General features: G+C 73.4%; 11 protein-coding genes and 4 pseudogenes. 13 read left to right on the forward strand and 2 right to left on the reverse strand.

What is annotated here, in order from left to right; genetic code table 11:
• Positions 1–34: 34 nt before the first annotated feature.
• From VR45_RS28195 to VR45_RS28215, 6 genes and pseudogenes are all read left to right on the forward strand, one after another.
• Positions 35–3,391: pseudogene (locus VR45_RS28195) on the forward strand (SDR family NAD(P)-dependent oxidoreductase); the annotation flags it as partial.
• A 368-nt stretch (positions 3,392–3,759) separates the two neighbouring features.
• Positions 3,760–4,407, forward strand: coding sequence for an alpha/beta fold hydrolase (locus VR45_RS49080; protein ID WP_234326246.1), 648 nt, complete (start codon positions 3,760–3,762; stop codon positions 4,405–4,407).
• 17 nt (positions 4,408–4,424) lie between these two features.
• Positions 4,425–5,294, forward strand: a complete 870-nt coding sequence (locus tag VR45_RS28200) for a 3-hydroxyacyl-CoA dehydrogenase family protein (protein ID WP_045942674.1) — start codon at positions 4,425–4,427, stop codon at positions 5,292–5,294.
• A 53-nt stretch (positions 5,295–5,347) separates the two neighbouring features.
• Positions 5,348–5,629: an acyl carrier protein gene (locus VR45_RS28205; protein ID WP_045942675.1), complete on the forward strand. Its 282-nt coding sequence runs from the start codon at positions 5,348–5,350 to the stop codon at positions 5,627–5,629.
• The gene (locus VR45_RS28210) at positions 5,622–6,737 is read left to right on the forward strand and encodes an acyl-CoA dehydrogenase family protein (RefSeq protein WP_045942676.1); all 1,116 of its coding nucleotides are present in this window, start codon (positions 5,622–5,624) and stop codon (positions 6,735–6,737) included. Before VR45_RS28205 ends, VR45_RS28210 begins: the two co-directional genes overlap by 8 nt.
• A gap of 35 nt (positions 6,738–6,772) precedes the next feature.
• A complete protein-coding gene (locus tag VR45_RS28215) occupies positions 6,773–7,888 on the forward strand; it encodes an HAD-IIIC family phosphatase (protein ID WP_045942677.1) in 1,116 nt (371 codons plus the stop codon).
• A 43-nt stretch (positions 7,889–7,931) separates the two neighbouring features.
• On the opposite strand, the gene VR45_RS28220 is transcribed toward VR45_RS28215, so the two are convergent.
• Positions 7,932–8,594: a class I SAM-dependent methyltransferase gene (locus VR45_RS28220; RefSeq protein ID WP_045942678.1), complete on the reverse strand. Its 663-nt coding sequence runs from the start codon at positions 8,592–8,594 to the stop codon at positions 7,932–7,934.
• 154 nt (positions 8,595–8,748) lie between these two features.
• Positions 8,749–10,689, reverse strand: coding sequence for an AfsR/SARP family transcriptional regulator (locus VR45_RS28225; protein WP_286163509.1), 1,941 nt, complete (start codon positions 10,687–10,689; stop codon positions 8,749–8,751).
• Positions 10,690–11,250: 561 nt separating this feature from the next.
• Here VR45_RS28225 and VR45_RS28230 point away from each other — a divergent pair.
• The 7 genes and pseudogenes from VR45_RS28230 to VR45_RS48020 all read left to right on the forward strand — a co-directional run.
• A complete protein-coding gene (locus tag VR45_RS28230; RefSeq protein ID WP_045942680.1) occupies positions 11,251–12,012 on the forward strand; it encodes an alpha/beta fold hydrolase in 762 nt (253 codons plus the stop codon).
• Positions 12,013–12,044: 32 nt separating this feature from the next.
• Complete coding sequence (locus VR45_RS28235) at positions 12,045–12,425, forward strand: LuxR family transcriptional regulator (protein ID WP_045942681.1); 381 nt, start codon at positions 12,045–12,047, stop codon at positions 12,423–12,425.
• A gap of 572 nt (positions 12,426–12,997) precedes the next feature.
• A pseudogene (locus tag VR45_RS50685) lies at positions 12,998–13,363 on the forward strand (hypothetical protein); the annotation flags it as partial.
• 334 nt (positions 13,364–13,697) lie between these two features.
• Positions 13,698–14,174: a hypothetical protein gene (locus tag VR45_RS49090; protein ID WP_052709441.1), complete on the forward strand. Its 477-nt coding sequence runs from the start codon at positions 13,698–13,700 to the stop codon at positions 14,172–14,174.
• Positions 14,175–14,268: 94 nt separating this feature from the next.
• On the forward strand, positions 14,269–15,453 hold the full coding sequence (locus VR45_RS28245) for a macrolide family glycosyltransferase (protein WP_045942682.1): 1,185 nt from the start codon (positions 14,269–14,271) through the stop codon (positions 15,451–15,453).
• Positions 15,454–15,544: 91 nt separating this feature from the next.
• A pseudogene (locus tag VR45_RS48015) lies at positions 15,545–15,691 on the forward strand (VOC family protein); the annotation flags it as partial.
• Between the two features lie 51 nt (positions 15,692–15,742).
• A pseudogene (locus VR45_RS48020) lies at positions 15,743–15,847 on the forward strand (chloramphenicol phosphotransferase CPT family protein); the annotation flags it as partial.

Genomic DNA, 15,847 nt, shown 5'->3' on the forward strand with positions numbered 1-15,847 from the left:
GGTGTGGCGTTCGTTCGGTGTGGTGCCGGACGCCGTGGTCGGCCACTCCCAGGGTGAGATCGCTGCCGCCTGCGTGGCCGGCGGCCTGAGTCTCGACGACGGGGCCCGGGTGGCCGCGCTGCGGTCCCGTGCGGTGGGGGTGCTGGCGGGTCGTGGCGGTATGGCCTCGGTGCCGCTGCCGGTGGACGCGGCGCGGGAGCGGACAGCCCCGTGGGGGGAGCGGCTGTCGGTGGCGGCGGTCAACGGGCCGTCGTCGACCGTGGTGTCGGGCGACGCGGACGCCGTCACGGCACTGGTTGAGCAACTCCTGGAGGAAGGAGTGTGGGCGAGTCGCATCGAAGTCGACTTCGCGTCGCACTCCTCGCAGGTGGAGGAGATCCGCGAGCGGTTGCTCTCGGACCTGGACGGCATCACCCCCCGCTCGGGTTCGGTGCCCTACTACTCCGGCGTGACCGGCGACCTGCTGGACACGAAGGCCCTGGACGCCGAGTACTGGTACCGAAACCTCCGGCAGGGCGTCGAGTTCGAGCGGGCGACCCGCTCGCTCCTCGCGGCCGGGCACCGCGTCTTCATCGAGTCCGGCCCCCAGCCCGCCCTGATGTACGCGATCGAGGACACGGCCGCCGACGCGGGCGCCCCGGAGACGCTGGTGCTCGACACCCTGCGGCGCGGGGCCGGAGGGCTCCGCCGGCTCCAGCTCGCCCTCGCCGAGGCACACGTCCGGGGCCTGCGCGTCGACTGGGAGCGGCTGTTCGCGGGAACCGGCGCCCAGCGGGTGGACCTGCCCACCTATGCCTTCCAGCGACGCCGCTACTGGCTCGACGCCCTGTCGGCGGACCACGACCGGGCGGCCGTCGGCCAGTCCGCCGCGGACCACCCGCTGCTCGGCGCCGCGGTCGAACTGCCCGACGACGCGGGCACCCTGTTCACCGGTCGGCTCTCCCCGGCCACCCACCCCTGGCTCGTCGACCACGCCGTGGCCGGCGCCGTCATCCTGCCCGGCGCGGCCCTCGTGGAGCTGGCCGCGCACGTGGGCCGCCGCCTCGGCTGCGCTCTCGTGGAGGAACTGACCCTCGCCGCCCCGCTGCTGCTGCCCGGCGGCGCCGCCGACGACCACGCCGTACAACTGCGGGTACGGGTGGGTGCCGAGGACGGCACGGGGCGGCGTCCGGTGGAGGTCCACTCCCGGCCCGAGGCCACCCCCGGTGCCGCCGACCGGCCCTGGACCCGGCACGCGACCGGCACGGTCGGCCCCCTGGACCCCTCGGCCGACCGGGACGACACGGCCGATCCGGTCGGTTCGGCCGACACGGCCGGTACGTGGCCCCCGCCCGACGCCGTCCCGCTGGACGTGGAGGAACTGTACGGGCTGCTTGAAGCACGCGGTGTCGCCTACGGCCCGGCGTTCCGGGGCCTGCGCGCCGCATGGCGCACCCCGGACGCGATCCACGCCGAAGTGGCCCGGCCCGACGGCCTCCCCGGCATCGGAGCGGACGGCTTCGGAGTGCACCCGGCCCTCCTGGACGCCGCCCTCCAGACGACCGGTCTGCGCGAAGGCGCCGCGACCGCGGAGCCCGCCGACGGCGTCCCCCTGCCGTTCTCCTGGCATCTCCTGGCAGCGCGTCGCGATCGAGGCCTCCGACGCGCCGGTCCTGCGCGTCCGGCTGAGCCCCGACGGTCCCGATGCCGTCACCGCGCGGATCACCGATCCCTCGGGGCGCACCGTGGCGACGGTCGGCTCGCTCACCCTGCGCACGGCGTCCACTGCCGCACTGCGGGCGTCCGCCGGCTCCGTCTTCCACGTCGGCTGGACGCCGGTCACCGCCGGGCCCGGCCCACGCCCGGTCACCCGTTGGGGCCTGCTCGGCCCGCGGGACGAGCGGCTGCTGCCGGCCGGCTTCCCCGCCGATCCGCTGTCCGCGACACCCGACGCGCTGCTGATGACCTGCCCCCCGTCCGCCGGCACCGTGACCGGGGACGCGGACCCCGCGGTGGTGCACGCGGTCGCGGCCGAGGTCCTGGACCGTGTTCAGGCCCACCTGGCCGACGACAGCACCGCCCGTACGCCCTTGGTGGTGCTCACCCGAGGGGCGACCGGCCCGCTCGGTGCGCAGCCCCAGCCGGCCGACCTCGGCGCTGCGGCCGTGTGGGGCCTGCTGAGGGCCGCTCAGCTGGAACACCCCGACCGGTTCGTGCTGCTGGACACCGAAGGGCCGGACCCGGACGGTCTCGGCGACGCGCTCGCCGACCTCCTCGCCACGGGCGAGCCGCAGGCGGCCCTGCGCGGCGGCGTCCTGCACGCGCCCCGACTGGTACGGCCGCCACCACGGCCACCGCGACGACGGTCCGGCCGGCCGGCCCGTTCGGATCCTCCGAGGGGACGGTACTGGTGAGCGGCGGCGGCTCCCTCGCGGCCGTCCTGGCGCGCCATCTGGTCGCCGCGCACGGGGTACGCCACCTCCTCGTGCTGAGCCGTCGCGGCGCCGAGGCCCCCGGCATGCCGGAGCTGACGGCGGAGCTGGCCGAGGCCGGAGCCGAACTGACCTCCCTCAGCTGCGATGTGTCCGACCGTCGAGCCCTGGCCGCCGCCCTGGCGGCCGTCCCCGAACGCCATCCCCTGTGCGCAGTGGTCCACACCGCCGGAGTGCTCGACGACGGTCTGCTGGACGGGCTGACGGGGGAGCGGATGACCGCCGTCCTGCAGCCCAAGTTCGACGCCGCCCGCCACCTCGACCGGCTGACGCGCGGAGCGGACCTCTCCGCGTTCGTCGTGTTCTCCTCCGCCGCGGGCGTGCTGGGCAGCCCCGGCCAGGCGTCGTACTCGGCCGCCAACGCCGCGCTCGACGCCCTCGTCGCGGAACGTCGACGGCTCGGACTCCCCGGCCTGTCACTGGCCTGGGGCCCCTGGGAGCGGGTGAGCGGGATGACGGCGGAGCTCGACGGCCCCGACCGGCGGCGCATCGACCGGCGCGGCGCCCGGGGTCTCTCCGACGAGGAGGCCATGGCCCTGCTGGACGCCGTGTGCGCCGCGGACGCCGCCCCGCCGGGGGACGGGAGCCCCGTGGTGCTGGCCCACCTCGACCTCACCGCGCGCGGCGACGACCCGGTGCACCCGATGCTGCGCTCCCTGGTCCGGCGCAGTCCGGTCGTGACGACCGGAGCGCGGAGCACGCCGACCGCCGCCGCAATGCTGCGGCGCCGGCTGGCTGCCGCCGCCGACGACCAGGAACGCGAACTCGTCCTGCGCGAACTCGTCCTCGCCCAGGCCGCCGAGGTCCTCGGCCACACCGACTCCGGGGCGCTGTCCGCGACGGTGCCCTTCCTCTCCGTCGGGTTCGACTCGTTGACCGCGGTCGAGCTCCGCAACCGGCTGGCCGCCGCCACCGGACTGCGGTTGCGGCCCTCCGCCGTCTTCGACAGCGGCACCCCCGCCGCGCTTGCGGCGCGCCTCGCCACCGAGGCCCGGACGGAGGACACCCCCCGGCCCGGAACGGCACCCGCACCCGGAACCGGCGCACCCGGAGCCGCCGTACCGGGCACCGATGCCGACACCGCCGACGCCGACCCGGTGAGCGTGCTGTTCCGCCGGGCCTGCGTGCTCGGCCGGATCGACGAGGGCATCGCCCTGCTCAAGAACGCCTCCGCCCTGCGCCCGGCCTTCCACGGCGGCGGCGACCTCGCGGCCGCCGGTACCGGCCCGCGGCTGCTGCGACTGAACGAGCGCGCGGACGCCCCCGTGTCGTCTGCTTCGGCTCCATCGTGGCTCTCGGCGGCGCCCACCAGTACGCCCGCTTCGCCTCCCGGTTCCGGGACCGCTACGCGGTCGCCGCCCTGGACGCCCCCGGATTCACCCCCGAGGAGGAACTGCCCGCCGACATGGCGGCCCTGCTGGACTTCCAGGCGACCACACTGCTCCGGGAACTGCCCGGACGGACGCTCGTCCTGGCCGGCTCCTCCTCCGGCGGCACGCTCGCCCACGGGGTGGCCGCCGAGCTGGAGCGGCGGGGCAAGGGCCCGGCGGCCGTGGTGCTGCTGGACACCTACCTCTCCGACAACCAGGGCATCACCCAGTTCAACGACGTCCTGCTGGGCGGCATGTTCGCCCGCGAGGACCGGGCGGCCCCGATGGACGGGACCAGGCTGACCGCGATGGGCGGCTACTTCCGTCTGCTCGACGACTGGAAACCCCCGGCGGTCAGTGCCCCGCTGCTGCTGGTCCGCGCTTCCACCCCGCTCGGCCGCCCGTCCGCCGAGGCCGGTGACTGGCGCTCGACCTGGGACGGCGCCGACACCGTCGTCGACGTTCCCGGCGACCACTTCTCGATCATGGAACAGCATGTCGCGACCACCGGCGACGCCGTCGCCGACTGGCTCGGCAGCACCCTGCGCACCCCCGACGACCTGTGAAGACGAAGGAGACCCCGTTGACCGCGGCCCCGTACGACGATCCCCCCGCACGACCCGCCCTCACCGTGCTGGGAGCCGGGGTGATGGGCGTCGGAATCACCGTCCTCGCCCTCGGGCACGGCCTGCCGGTCCACCTGGTCGACATCGACCGGGAACGGCTCGACCGGGCCTCGGGCCTGATCGACGGCGAACTCCGGCTGGCCGAGCTGATGGGCGCCCTGCCGGCCGGGACGGCCCTCGGCACCCTGGCCACCGGCACCTCGCTCAAGGCCGCCGCCGGAGCCACCGCCGTCGTGGAGGCGGTCACCGAGAACGCCGCGATCAAGGCCGCGGTGCTGTCCGAGGTCTCGGGGCTGGTCCGGCCCGGAACCCTGCTGATCACCAACACCTCCTCCATCCCCGTCGACGAACTGGCCGGGGCCCTGGAGCGTCCGGAGGAACTGGTCGGCACCCACTTCATGAACCCGCCCTACCTGATCGGCACCGCCGAAGTGGTCCGCGGCGCCAGGACCGGGGACGCCGCGATGGCCGCCGTGGCGGCCCTGCTCACGGCCCTGCGGCGGCGCGCGGTGGTCGTCCGGGACGCACCCGGCTTCGTGACCAGCCGCATCCTGCACCCGATGATCAACGACGCGGCCCGGGTCGTGGAGGAGGGCACGGCGACCGCCGAGGACGTCGACGCCCTGATGCAGGGCTGCCTGGGACACCCCACCGGCCCGCTGCGCACCGCGGACCTGATCGGCATCGACAACCTTGTCGACTCCCTCACCGTCCTCCACGAACGCACCGGCGACGACGGCTGCCGCCCCACCGAACTGCTGCTCCGGCTGGTCCGCGAGGGGCGGCTGGGCCGCAAGTCCGGGCGCGGCTTCTACGACTACGGCTGAGCACCGCGCCCGAGCGGAGCACCGCACCCGATCACCCCGACGAGGAGAAGGCCATGACCACAGCGAACACGCCCAACACCCACGACCTGGAGAAGGAGCTGCTGGGATTCCTGGAGACGCGCACCGGAACCGCCTGGGACGCCGACACCGACCTTTTCGACGCCGGCGGCCTGTCGTCCCTGTTCGCCATGCAGGTGGTGGTGCACCTGGAGAAGACCTACGCCATCGCCGTCCGCGGCGCGGACCTTCGGCTGGACAACTTCCGCACCGTCCGGCGGATGGCGGAGCTGGTGGACCGGCTCCGGGTGCCCGCCGCGGGCGGCCGGAATGGGTGAGGACCTGAGCGGTGCCATGACCTCCGTCACCCTGCGGGTCGGCGACCTGGCGGGGGAGTGGGACCGGAGCGGCCTGATCCCTCGGACGCTGCTGCGCGAACTCGGCGCCGAGGGCCGACTGTGCGCCGAAGTCCCGGAGCAGTTCGGCGGCTGGGGGCTCAGCAGCACGCACAGCGGCGCGTACACCGCCCACGTGGGCGGCCTGTGCAGCTCGCTGCGCAGCGTGATGACCTCCCAAGGCATGGCGGCCTGGACCATCCAGCGCCTGGGCACCGCCGAGCAGTCGGCCGCCCACCTCCCCCGGCTGACCGGCGGGGCACTGGCGGCGGTCGGCTTCAGCGAGCCCGGTGCCGGCAGCGACCTCTCGGCGATGACGACGACCGTCCGCCGCGACGGCGACGCGGTCGTCGTCGACGGGCACAAGAAGTGGGTGACCGCAGCCCACTACGCCGACCTGCTGGTCGTCGTCGGCCGCTACGAGGACGGCGCGGTGGCCGTCGTGGTGCCCGCCGACACACCCGGCCTCCGGATCGAGCGGATCGCCGACCCGCTCGGCTGCCGCGCGGCCGGGCACGCCGACATCCACCTCGACGGGGTGCGGTTGCCGGCCGACAGCGTCCTGGGGGGTCACGGGCTGCCGCCCGCCCTGCTGGTGACGACCGCGCTGGCCTACGGGCGGATGTCCGTCGCCTGGGGGTGCGTGGGCATCCTGCGGGCCTGTCTGGCGGCGGCCACCGCACACGCCGCCGGACGGGAGCAGTTCGGCCGGCCGCTCGCGGAGCACCAGCTCGTCGCCGGACACCTCGCCGACCTCTACACGGCGGAGCAGGTGGCGACGCGGGCCTGCGAGCACGCCAGCCGCTGCTGGGACGACGGGTCGCCGGACCAGGTGGTGGCGACCGTACTGGCCAAGCACGTGAGCGCGACCCAGGCCGCCCGGGGCGCGGCGACGGCCGTCCAGGTACTGGCCTCGGCCGGGTCCCGGGACGGGCACGCGGTGGCCCGGGCGTACCGGGACGCCAAGCTGATGGAGATCATCGAGGGCAGCAACGAGCTGTGCCGGCTGATGCTGGCGCAGCACGCCCTCGCCACCGCGGGGGCACCGTGAGCGGGCCCGCGGCCGAGAGGACGAGGAAGGACGACATGGCCGACACCGTCAAGTGCCTGGTCTGGGACCTGGACGACACCCTCTGGCAGGGCACGCTGCTGGAGGACGGCGAGGTGCACCTGCCGGACGAGGTGCGCAAGGTGGTGATGGAGCTCGACTCCCGGGGCATCCTGCAGTCCGTCGCCAGCCGCAACGACCACGAGCACGCCTGGGCCCGGCTGGAGGCGTTCGGCCTGGCCGAGTACTTCGTCCTGCCGGAGATCGGGTGGGGCGCCAAGTCCGAGTCGGTGCGCCGGATCGCCGACCGGCTGAACTTCGCGCTCACGACCGTCGCCTTCGTCGACGACCGGCCCGCCGAGCGCGCCGAGGTGGCCTTCCACCTGCCCGAGGTCCGTTGCTACCCGGCCGAGGAGGTCCTCGCCCTCCCCGGACTCGCCGAGTTCACCCCCGCGACCAGCACCGTCGACTCCCGGCGGCGCCGCCAGATGTACCAGGCGGGCTTCCGCCGCGAGGCGGAGCGGGCGGCCGCCCCCGGCCCCGACGAGGAGTTCCTGCGCTCCCTGGACCTGCGGATGCGCATCGGCCGGGCCACCGGCGAGGAGCTGTCCCGGGTCGAGGAACTCACTCTGCGCACCAGCCAGATGAACGCGACCGGGGTCCACTATCCGGACGCGGTGCTGCGGGGCCTGATCACCGACCCCCGGCACGAGGTCCTGGTGGTCACCCTCACCGACCGGTTCGGCCCGCACGGCGCGGTCGGCGTCCTGCTGCTGGAACGGCACCCGGGCCTGTGGCACCTCAAGCTGCTCGCCACCTCCTGCCGGGTCGTCGCCTACGGTGCCGGCGCGACCCTGCTGAACTGGCTGGCCGACTCCGCCGCCCGGTCCGGAGTCCACCTGGTCGCCGACTTCCGGGAGACCGAACGCAACCGGATGATGGAGATCGCCTACCGGTTCGCGGGCTTCGAGGGCCTGGACGAAGCCCCGTGCCCGTGTGCCGCGATCCTCGCACCGGCTCCGGAGGACACCGGACTCCAGCGCCTGCACCTGGTCCCCGGCCCGCGCGTGGTGTCCACCGTCGTCACCGTGGACGCAGTCGACCTGGGCGTGCCGGACCTGGGCGTGCCGGAAAGGAGCCCGGGAAGGTCGTGACCGCCGCGGCGGTCCGGCGCTCCCGGGCTCCGGCCCGCCGCCCTCAGCGCTTGCGGACGAGCGTGATCCCGTCGGCCATCACCAGCAGCGACAGCTCCACCCGGGGGTCCTGGTGCAGCAGCCGGTTCAGGGCCCGGACCCCGGCGGTGTCCGGGTCCGTCGCGGCCGGATCGGCGACCCGGCCGAAGAAGAGGGTGTTGTCGACCACGATCAGACCGCCGGAGCGCAGCAGGGCCAGCGAACTCTCGTAGTAGGAGACGTAGTTGGCCTTGTCCGCGTCGATGAACACCAGGTCGAAGCTCTCCGGACCACGCTCGGCCAGCAGCGCGTCCAGGGTGGCGGAGGCGTCGCCGATCCGCAGGTCGATCCGGGAGTCGACCCCGTCCCGCTTCCAGAAGTCGGCCCCGATGGCCGGCCACCGGTCCTCGATGTCGCAGGACACCAGCACTCCGTCGGCCGGGAGCGCGCGGGCCATGCACAGGGTGCTGTAGCCGGTGAAGGTGCCGATCTCCAGCACCGCCTGTGCGCCCGTCAACCCGACCAACAGGGCCAGCAGTTGGCCTTCCTCCGCCATCACCTGCATGGCGGTCCCGCCGGGCAGGTCCGCGGTGGTCTCCCGCAGCTCCCTCAGCAGGTCGTCGTCGCGGAGGGAGACCTCCCGGACGTAGGCGAGCAGGTCATCGGTGGCTGTCGTCTGGTCGGCCATGGCGAGGGGGTCCTCTCGAAGGGGATCGGGGCGAAGCGGATCGGGGCGGAAGGAATCGGCGCGAAGGCGGTCGGTGCGAAGGCGGTCGCTGGGAAGGCGGTCGGGCGAAGGGGGGCCGGGCCCCCGGACGCCGGTCGCCGGGCCGTCGGCAGGGTCACCCGGCGCGCCGGTACGGGTGGTCGTGCCGGCCCACGGCGGCCGCCTGCGCCTGCTCGACGGCGTACGCCTGCAGCAGCGCGTCCAGCCGGTAGCGCCCCTCCGTCGGCGCACCCAGCAGATTCGCCTCGACCAGGGCGTCCAGCGCCTCCTCGGCCTGTGCCTCGGGGCAGCCGAGCATCACCGCGACCCTGCTGCTGGAGACCGAACACGCTCCGGCGGCCCCCAGCGCGGTGAACACCTCGGCCGGGTCGACCGCCGCCGGGCCGGCCTCGGCCGGAGTCGTCTGCCGGAGCCCGGCGTGGTCGGCGTCGAGGGAGGGCCGGACACCGAGGTCGCCCGCGAACAGTTCGTCCAGCAGCCGCGGGGCCTCGGTGAGCCGGCGGGCGAAGTGCCCGATGCTCCAGTGCGGGCGCTCCAGCAGCCGGGTCCCCGTGATCCGGATCGCCAGCGGCAGGCCCGCGCAGACCGTCAGCACCGAACGGGCAGCCCGCGGTTCGGCGCCGATCCTGGCCGGCCCGACGATGTTGCCCAGCAGTTCCAGCGATCCGGCGTCGTCCAGCGGGTCGAGCAGAAGGGTGCGCGCCCCCTCCAGGTCGGCCAGCCGCCGTCGGCTGGTCACCAGCAGCCTGCTGCCCCCGCTGCCGGGTATCAGCGGCCGTACCTGCGCGGTGCTGGAGGCGTTGTCGAGGACCACCAGCAGCCGGCGGCCCGCGGTGAGCGAGCGGTAGAGGCTCTCCCGTTCCGACTCCTCCTCGGGTATCTCGTCCCGGGGCACACCGAGGTCCGCCAGGAACCGCGGCAGCACCGCCCGGGCGGTCAGCGGCCGCGCGGCTCCGCCGAGGTCCGCGTAGAGCTGGCCGTGCACCGCGGAGGCGCGCACGGCGTGCGCCGCGTGCAGGGCCAGCGCGCTCTTGCCGACACCGCCCCGGCCGGTCACCACCGCCGTCGCCACCATGCCCGCCGGCATCGTGCCGGTCGTGAGGAAGTGCTGCAGTCGCGCGAGCGCACCGGAGCGGGCCGACAGCGGGAGCGGGACCGAGGGGAGCTGCGCCGGACTCGGCCAGCAGGACCTCTCCCAGGCGGCGGGCGGCACCGTCGCGACGGCCGCCTCCGGGGCCGTCGAGGGCTGCTTCAGCGGGTCGGGCGTACGGGGCCGGTCGTGGGCCGAGAGGATGCTCCGGTGGACCGCGCGCAGCTCGGCGCCCGGCTCGGCGCCGAGTTGCTCGACGAGCAGCACCCGGGTGCGCCGGTAGAGGTCCAGGGCCTCCGACTGCCGTCCCGAGCGGAACAGTGCCAGCATCAGTTTGCCCACCAGGGCTTCCCGCAAGGGGTGCTTGCGCACCAGCCGCGTCAGCTCCGGCACGACCTCGGCGTGCCGCAGCAGCGCCAGCTCCGCGTCGAACCGCAGCTCCGTGGTCTGCAGGCGGAGCTCCTGGAGGTAGCGGCCCTCCACGTCGCGCAGTCGCCGTGACGGGATGTCGACCAGCGGTTCCTCGCGCCACAGGGCGAGCGCCTCGGCCAGCTCGGCGGAGGAGCCCTCCAGGTCTCCGCGCTCGGCCAGCTCCGCGGCGCGCCGGCGGTGGGCCGTGAACTGTCCGAGATCGCTCTCGTGCTCGCCGAGTTCGAGGAGGTAGCCGGGCGCCCGGGTGAGGATCCGGGCGGAGGCGTGCTCGCCCAGCGACTGCCGCAGGCGCATCACATAGGTGCGGACGGTCGCGGCGGCACTCGGCGGCGGGGCGTTGTCCCAGACGTACTCGGCGATCCGGTCCACCGAGATCACCCGGTTGGCGTTGAGCAGGAGCGACGCCATGACCACGCGCTGCCTCGGCGCCGACACATGCACCTCACGTGCGTTCAACCGGACCGAAAGCGGGCCCAGCAACAGGAAGTTCAAGAGAGTCCTCTTCGTCGCACGACCGGTGGGCAAGACTGCCACCAGCGTCTTGGGTGGCCTGGTGCGGGTCAACGCGGTCCTGTCGTATCTAGATGTATTCCTAGAGCACAGGTCTTGCGCTCATGCCGGGTTTACGCTGCGCGGCACCGTCACGGCAGTCGGGACAGGCCGGCGCCCGGCGCCGCCGCTCACCGGACGGGGAGCCTGGCGCAGCACCCGATCGGGCTTGCCACTGTTCCACCGGGTACCCGTGCTCGCCGCGCAGCCGCACCGGGTCGGACGAACGGGTCCACGGCGCGTGGCTGCCGGCACCCGCCTCCACAGGATTGCTCCGCGCCACAACGTTCCCACCACTCGCTGGCGAAACAGCCGGAATCGAACCGGACATGAGCGATCGGGTACGGTCCGATGCGTACTTGCTGATATTCCGATGGACATGGCAGGCTGTCATATGCCGCGCTCGTGACTCGCCGAGCGCCGTCGATCGGAGATTCCCGTATCAGCACGTACCAGTCGGCCGCCGTTGCCGAGGGTGCCCCACGTGGTCACCACACCCCGCCCGCAGGCACCGCGCGGATTTCTCGAAAGGAATGAAAGGCCGACATGACCTCCCTCTCCTTGGGCAGCGACCTGTGGTGCCGCCGCTTCCATCCCTCGCCGACAGCCACGCGCCGACTGGTCTGCTTTCCGCACGCCGGCGGCTCGGCGAGTTTCTACTTCCCGGTGTCCGCCGCGCTGTGCGGCCCGGTCGACCTCCTGGCCGTGCAGTACCCCGGCAGGCAGGACCGCCGGGAGGAACCCGGTGTCCAGGACCTGCACCGCATGGCCGATGAAGTGACCGAAGCGCTGCGCCGCTGGGACGACCTCCCCCTGACTCTCTTCGGGCACAGCATGGGCGCGCTGGTCGCCTTCGAGGTGGCGCGGCGGATTGAGCGCGCGGGCGGTCGGATCGACCACCTCTTCGTCTCCGGTCGGAAGGGGCCGTCCGCGGACGGGCCCGAGCTCGCCCACCCGCTCGACGACGAGGGCATCGTGGCCGAGGTCAGAGCGATGAGCGGCACCGACGCCCGGCTCCTGGAGGACGAGGAGTTGCTGGGGATGGTGCTGCCCGCGCTGCGCGGCGACTACCGGGCTCTGGGGGCCTACCGGGCCGACCGCGACGCCGCGGTCGACTGCCCGGTCACCGCCGTGGTCGGGGACCAGGACCGCTGGACCCCGGTCCCCGAAGCCAGGCGCTGGTGCGACCGCACGACGGCGGCGTTCGACCTCAGGGTCTTCCCCGGCGGGCACTTCTACCTCAGCGACCGGGCGGACGAGGTGACCAACATGCTCCGCGAGCACCTCGCCGGCACGCTTCGGACCTGAGACCACGGACGACAGGAAAGGAAGACCGAGGAGTGACACCGGCAGCGACCTCCGAGGAGATCAAGCCCGCGCCGCGGCAGCCGCGGTCCGAGCCCGCCGCCGACGCCCGTCCGACGGGCGGGCACCTTGCCGGCGGCGCGGACGTCCGGCGGCTGACCGCCGTGGACGTCCGCATTCTGGAAGGCGTCGCGATCGGCACCTCGACCGCACGGCTGGCGGCGTCGCTCTATCTGAGTCGGCAGGGCATCGAGTACCGCATCGGGCTGATGATGCGCCATTTCCAGGCCGCGAACCGGCCGGCTCTGGTCTCCCGGGCGCACTCCCTCGGTGTGCTGAGCGTCGGAGCGTGGCCGCCCCGCGTTCTACCGGAATTCCATGAGGCCGAGAAGAAGGCGGGGCGCACTGTTCCCTGAACTTCCCCGTGGGTCCGCCCGGGCGGACCGGCCGAAATCAAATCATTTCCGAGGGCGGACAATGCATGCCGATGGTACGCTATCGGCCATTTTTCCAGACCCGGATAGCGTATCGATATCGCGTCGCGAGACAGTTCCCGAACCTCTGGTCTGACGCCGTATTCCGCGTACTGTGCTGTCGTGCCCACTTCTGCCGCACCACGCACGGTCCGAACCACGCACGGTCCGCGCCACCACCCCTTCCGCCACGCCGGGTCACGGGAGCTGTCAGGAGTTCGGGGTACCTGTTCCGGCGGCGGCGTCGGGGCCGAGCCGCACGGCCTGGAGCTGTACCGGACCTCCCGGTCCGTGCAGGAGTGGTTCGAACAAGTCTCCGTGCAACCTGGTCCGATGGTCGGTCGGAGGTCCTGACCACCGCCTACGGCCTCGGCATCGACCGCTCCGGCGCCCCGGCCTGTTGTGACCGCCGTCACTTGCGCCGACTCCGGCGATGACCGACGGCGTCACCCCGGCCCGGAAGAAGCCCCGATCCGTTCCCCGTCCTCTCGATTCCCTCGTGGAAAGGCTCACGCATGACCGCCCTCACCGGACAGCACGAGAACGGACAGCACGAGAACGGACAGCACGAGAACGGCCTGTCGGACCACGGCTCGGACCCGCACGAGACCGGCCTGCGCCGGATCCGCGCCCTTGTCCTGGCGGCGGACGGGCCCGAGGAGCAGCTTGCAGCGGTGATCAGGTCGGCGGGCGCCGAGCAGACGGCCGCCGACCTGGTGGACGAACTGGTCGGCCGGGCCGACCTGAGCGAGCAACTCGCCGCCGCCGCGGCGGTGGTGGTGCAGTTCGAGCTCGCCTTCGACGGCCAGGTGCTCCGGCACCACCTGCTGGCCGGCCCCAAGGCCGAGCACCGCACCGGGCCGGCCGACGAGCCCGGCGCCACCGTCGAGCTGGACCTGCTCGACCTGGCCCGCGCCGTCTTCGGCGCCCGGCACACCGCAGGCAACCGCACGCCCAGGATCACCTGGCACGGCATCGAGGACCCGGCTCGGCTGCTGCCCGCGCTGGCGGCCTTCCCGGTCGTCCAGCAACTGCTCCGCGGCTTGGTGGAACAGCCGCTCGACCTGGCCGAGTTGTCGCTGCGCCACGGGTCGGACAAGTGGGGGCTGCACTACTACACCGAGCACTACGCCCGGCATTTCGCCCCGCTGCGGGACCGGCCGCTCACCGTCCTGGAGCTGGGGATCGGCGGTTACGCCGATCCGGCGGCGGGCGGTGGCTCGCTGCGGATGTGGAAGGCCGATCGACATCGTCATCGACGACGGCAGCCACTACTGCCCGGACGTCATCGCCGCCTTCGGCGCGCTCTTCCCACACGTGGTTCCGGGCGGGCTCTATGTGATCGAGGACCTGCAGACCTCGTACTGGCCGGGCTACGGCGGCAGTTCGGAGCGGCTCGGCGACCCGACCACCAGCATGGGATTCCTCAAGCAGCTGCTCGACGGCCTCAACCACGAGGAGCACGAGCCGCCGACCGCGCACCGCCCGAGCGGGACCGACCGGACGCTGGCCGGCGCGCACTTCTACCACAACCTGGCGATCCTCGACAAAGGCCGCAACGAGGAGGGCACCGTCCCCGCCTGGATCCCGCGCCGGCAGCTGAGCGCCGAGGAGATCGCGGGCGGCCAGTGGGTCGCCGAGCAGCAGTCCGCGCAGCAGTCCGAGGCCGACCCGGGCCAGGACCCCAGTTGAGCCGCGCGGCCTGCCGCGCTCCTTCCCCCTTCCCGCATCGCGCTTCCCTCTTCCCTCTTCCTTCTTCCCTCCTCCCGACACCGACGGAGTAGCAGTGAGCCACATCCTGATGGTCAACATCCCGGCCCACGGCCATGTCTTCCCCACTCTGGCGGTCGTCGGTGAACTGGTACGCCGCGGGCACCGGGTCACCTACGCGGCCGTCGACGAGTTCGCCCAGGCCCTGGCCGAGGTCGGCGCCGAACACCTGCGCTACGACTCCACCCAGCCGCTGGACAGCGTGGGCGGTCCCGAGAACGGGCGCACACCGCTGATCTTCCTGGACGAGAACATCGCCGTCCTGCGCGCGGTCCAGGAATGGTTCGGCGACGCCAGGCCCGACGCGGTGGTCTACGACGCCGTGGCCTTCCAGTCCGGCCGGGTGCTGGCCCACACCTGGGGGATCCCGGCCGTCCAGTCGACGCCGTTCTTCGCCTCCAACGACACCTACTCCTTCGTGCAGCAGATGATGGAGGCGGACGGCGCAGTCCCGCTCACCGAGGAGGTGATGGTCGAATTCGGCGTCCGGATGGCCGAGTTGCTGGCCTCGTACGACGTCGAGGAGCCGGTGCACGAGTTCATGATGCGCACCGAGAGCCTCAACCTCGTCCACGTGCCGCGGTTCTTCCAGCCGTACGGCGAGAGCTTCGACGAGCGCTTCGCCTTCGTCGGGCCCTGCCTCACGGACCGCTCCTTCCTGGGGGAGTGGCAGCCCCCGGCGAGCGGCCTGCCGGTGGCGCTGGTCTCGATGGGGACCGTGCACAACAAGCATCCGGAGTTCTTCCGGCTGTGCGTGGACGCCTTCGCCGAGCTGCCCTGGCACGCCGTCATCTCGGTCGGCGGGGGGATGGACCCGGCCGACCTCGGTCCGCTGCCGGACAACGTCGAGGTCCACCGCTGGGTCTCGCACTTGGCGGTGCTCCGTCACGCCCGGTTGATGATCACCCACGGCGGCATGGGCGGCGTGCTGGAGTCCCTGGACGCCGGCTGCCCGATACTCGGCGTGCCGTCCTGGCCGGACGTCGCGGCCAACACCGCGCGGGTGGCCGAGCTGGGCCTCGGTCAGGTACTGCTGCCGGCGGAGGCCGACGTGAGCCTGCTGAGGGCCGCGATCACCGAGGTGGCCGCCGACGCGGCCGTGCGGGAGCGGGGAACCGAGGCGCAGCGGCTCATCCGGGAAGCGGGCGGTGCCACCCGCGCCGCCGACGAGATCGAGGCCTACCTGAAGCGCACGACCTGACCACACCACGGGGCCTCCCCGACGAGAGGCGGAACGACCAACGGCCGCCCAAGGGGACCCGGTGGGCGGAGCGTGCCGCCATGGCGGGCCGATGTCATCGATCGAGCAATTCCAGGTCACCTTCGACTGTGCGGAACCCGAGCGCCTCGCCCGCTTCTGGTGCGAGGCGCTCGGGTACGTCGTGCCGCCGCCACCGGAGGGGTTCGCCACGTGGGAGGATTCGCCCGCCAGGAGTCCAAGTCCGCGGGGGCCGCGCTCCCGCCGTAGGCTGCGCCCTGTGCGTACACAGGTGATCGTCCTCAACGGGGGCTCCAGCTCCGGCAAGACCACTCTTGCCCGGGCCCTCCAGAACCTCCTGCCCGACCCCTGGCTCGCCTTCAGCGTCGACACCCTC

The organism is Streptomyces sp. NRRL S-495, assembly GCF_000966955.1.
Classification (GTDB): Bacteria; Actinomycetota; Actinomycetes; order Streptomycetales; family Streptomycetaceae; genus Kitasatospora; species Kitasatospora purpeofusca.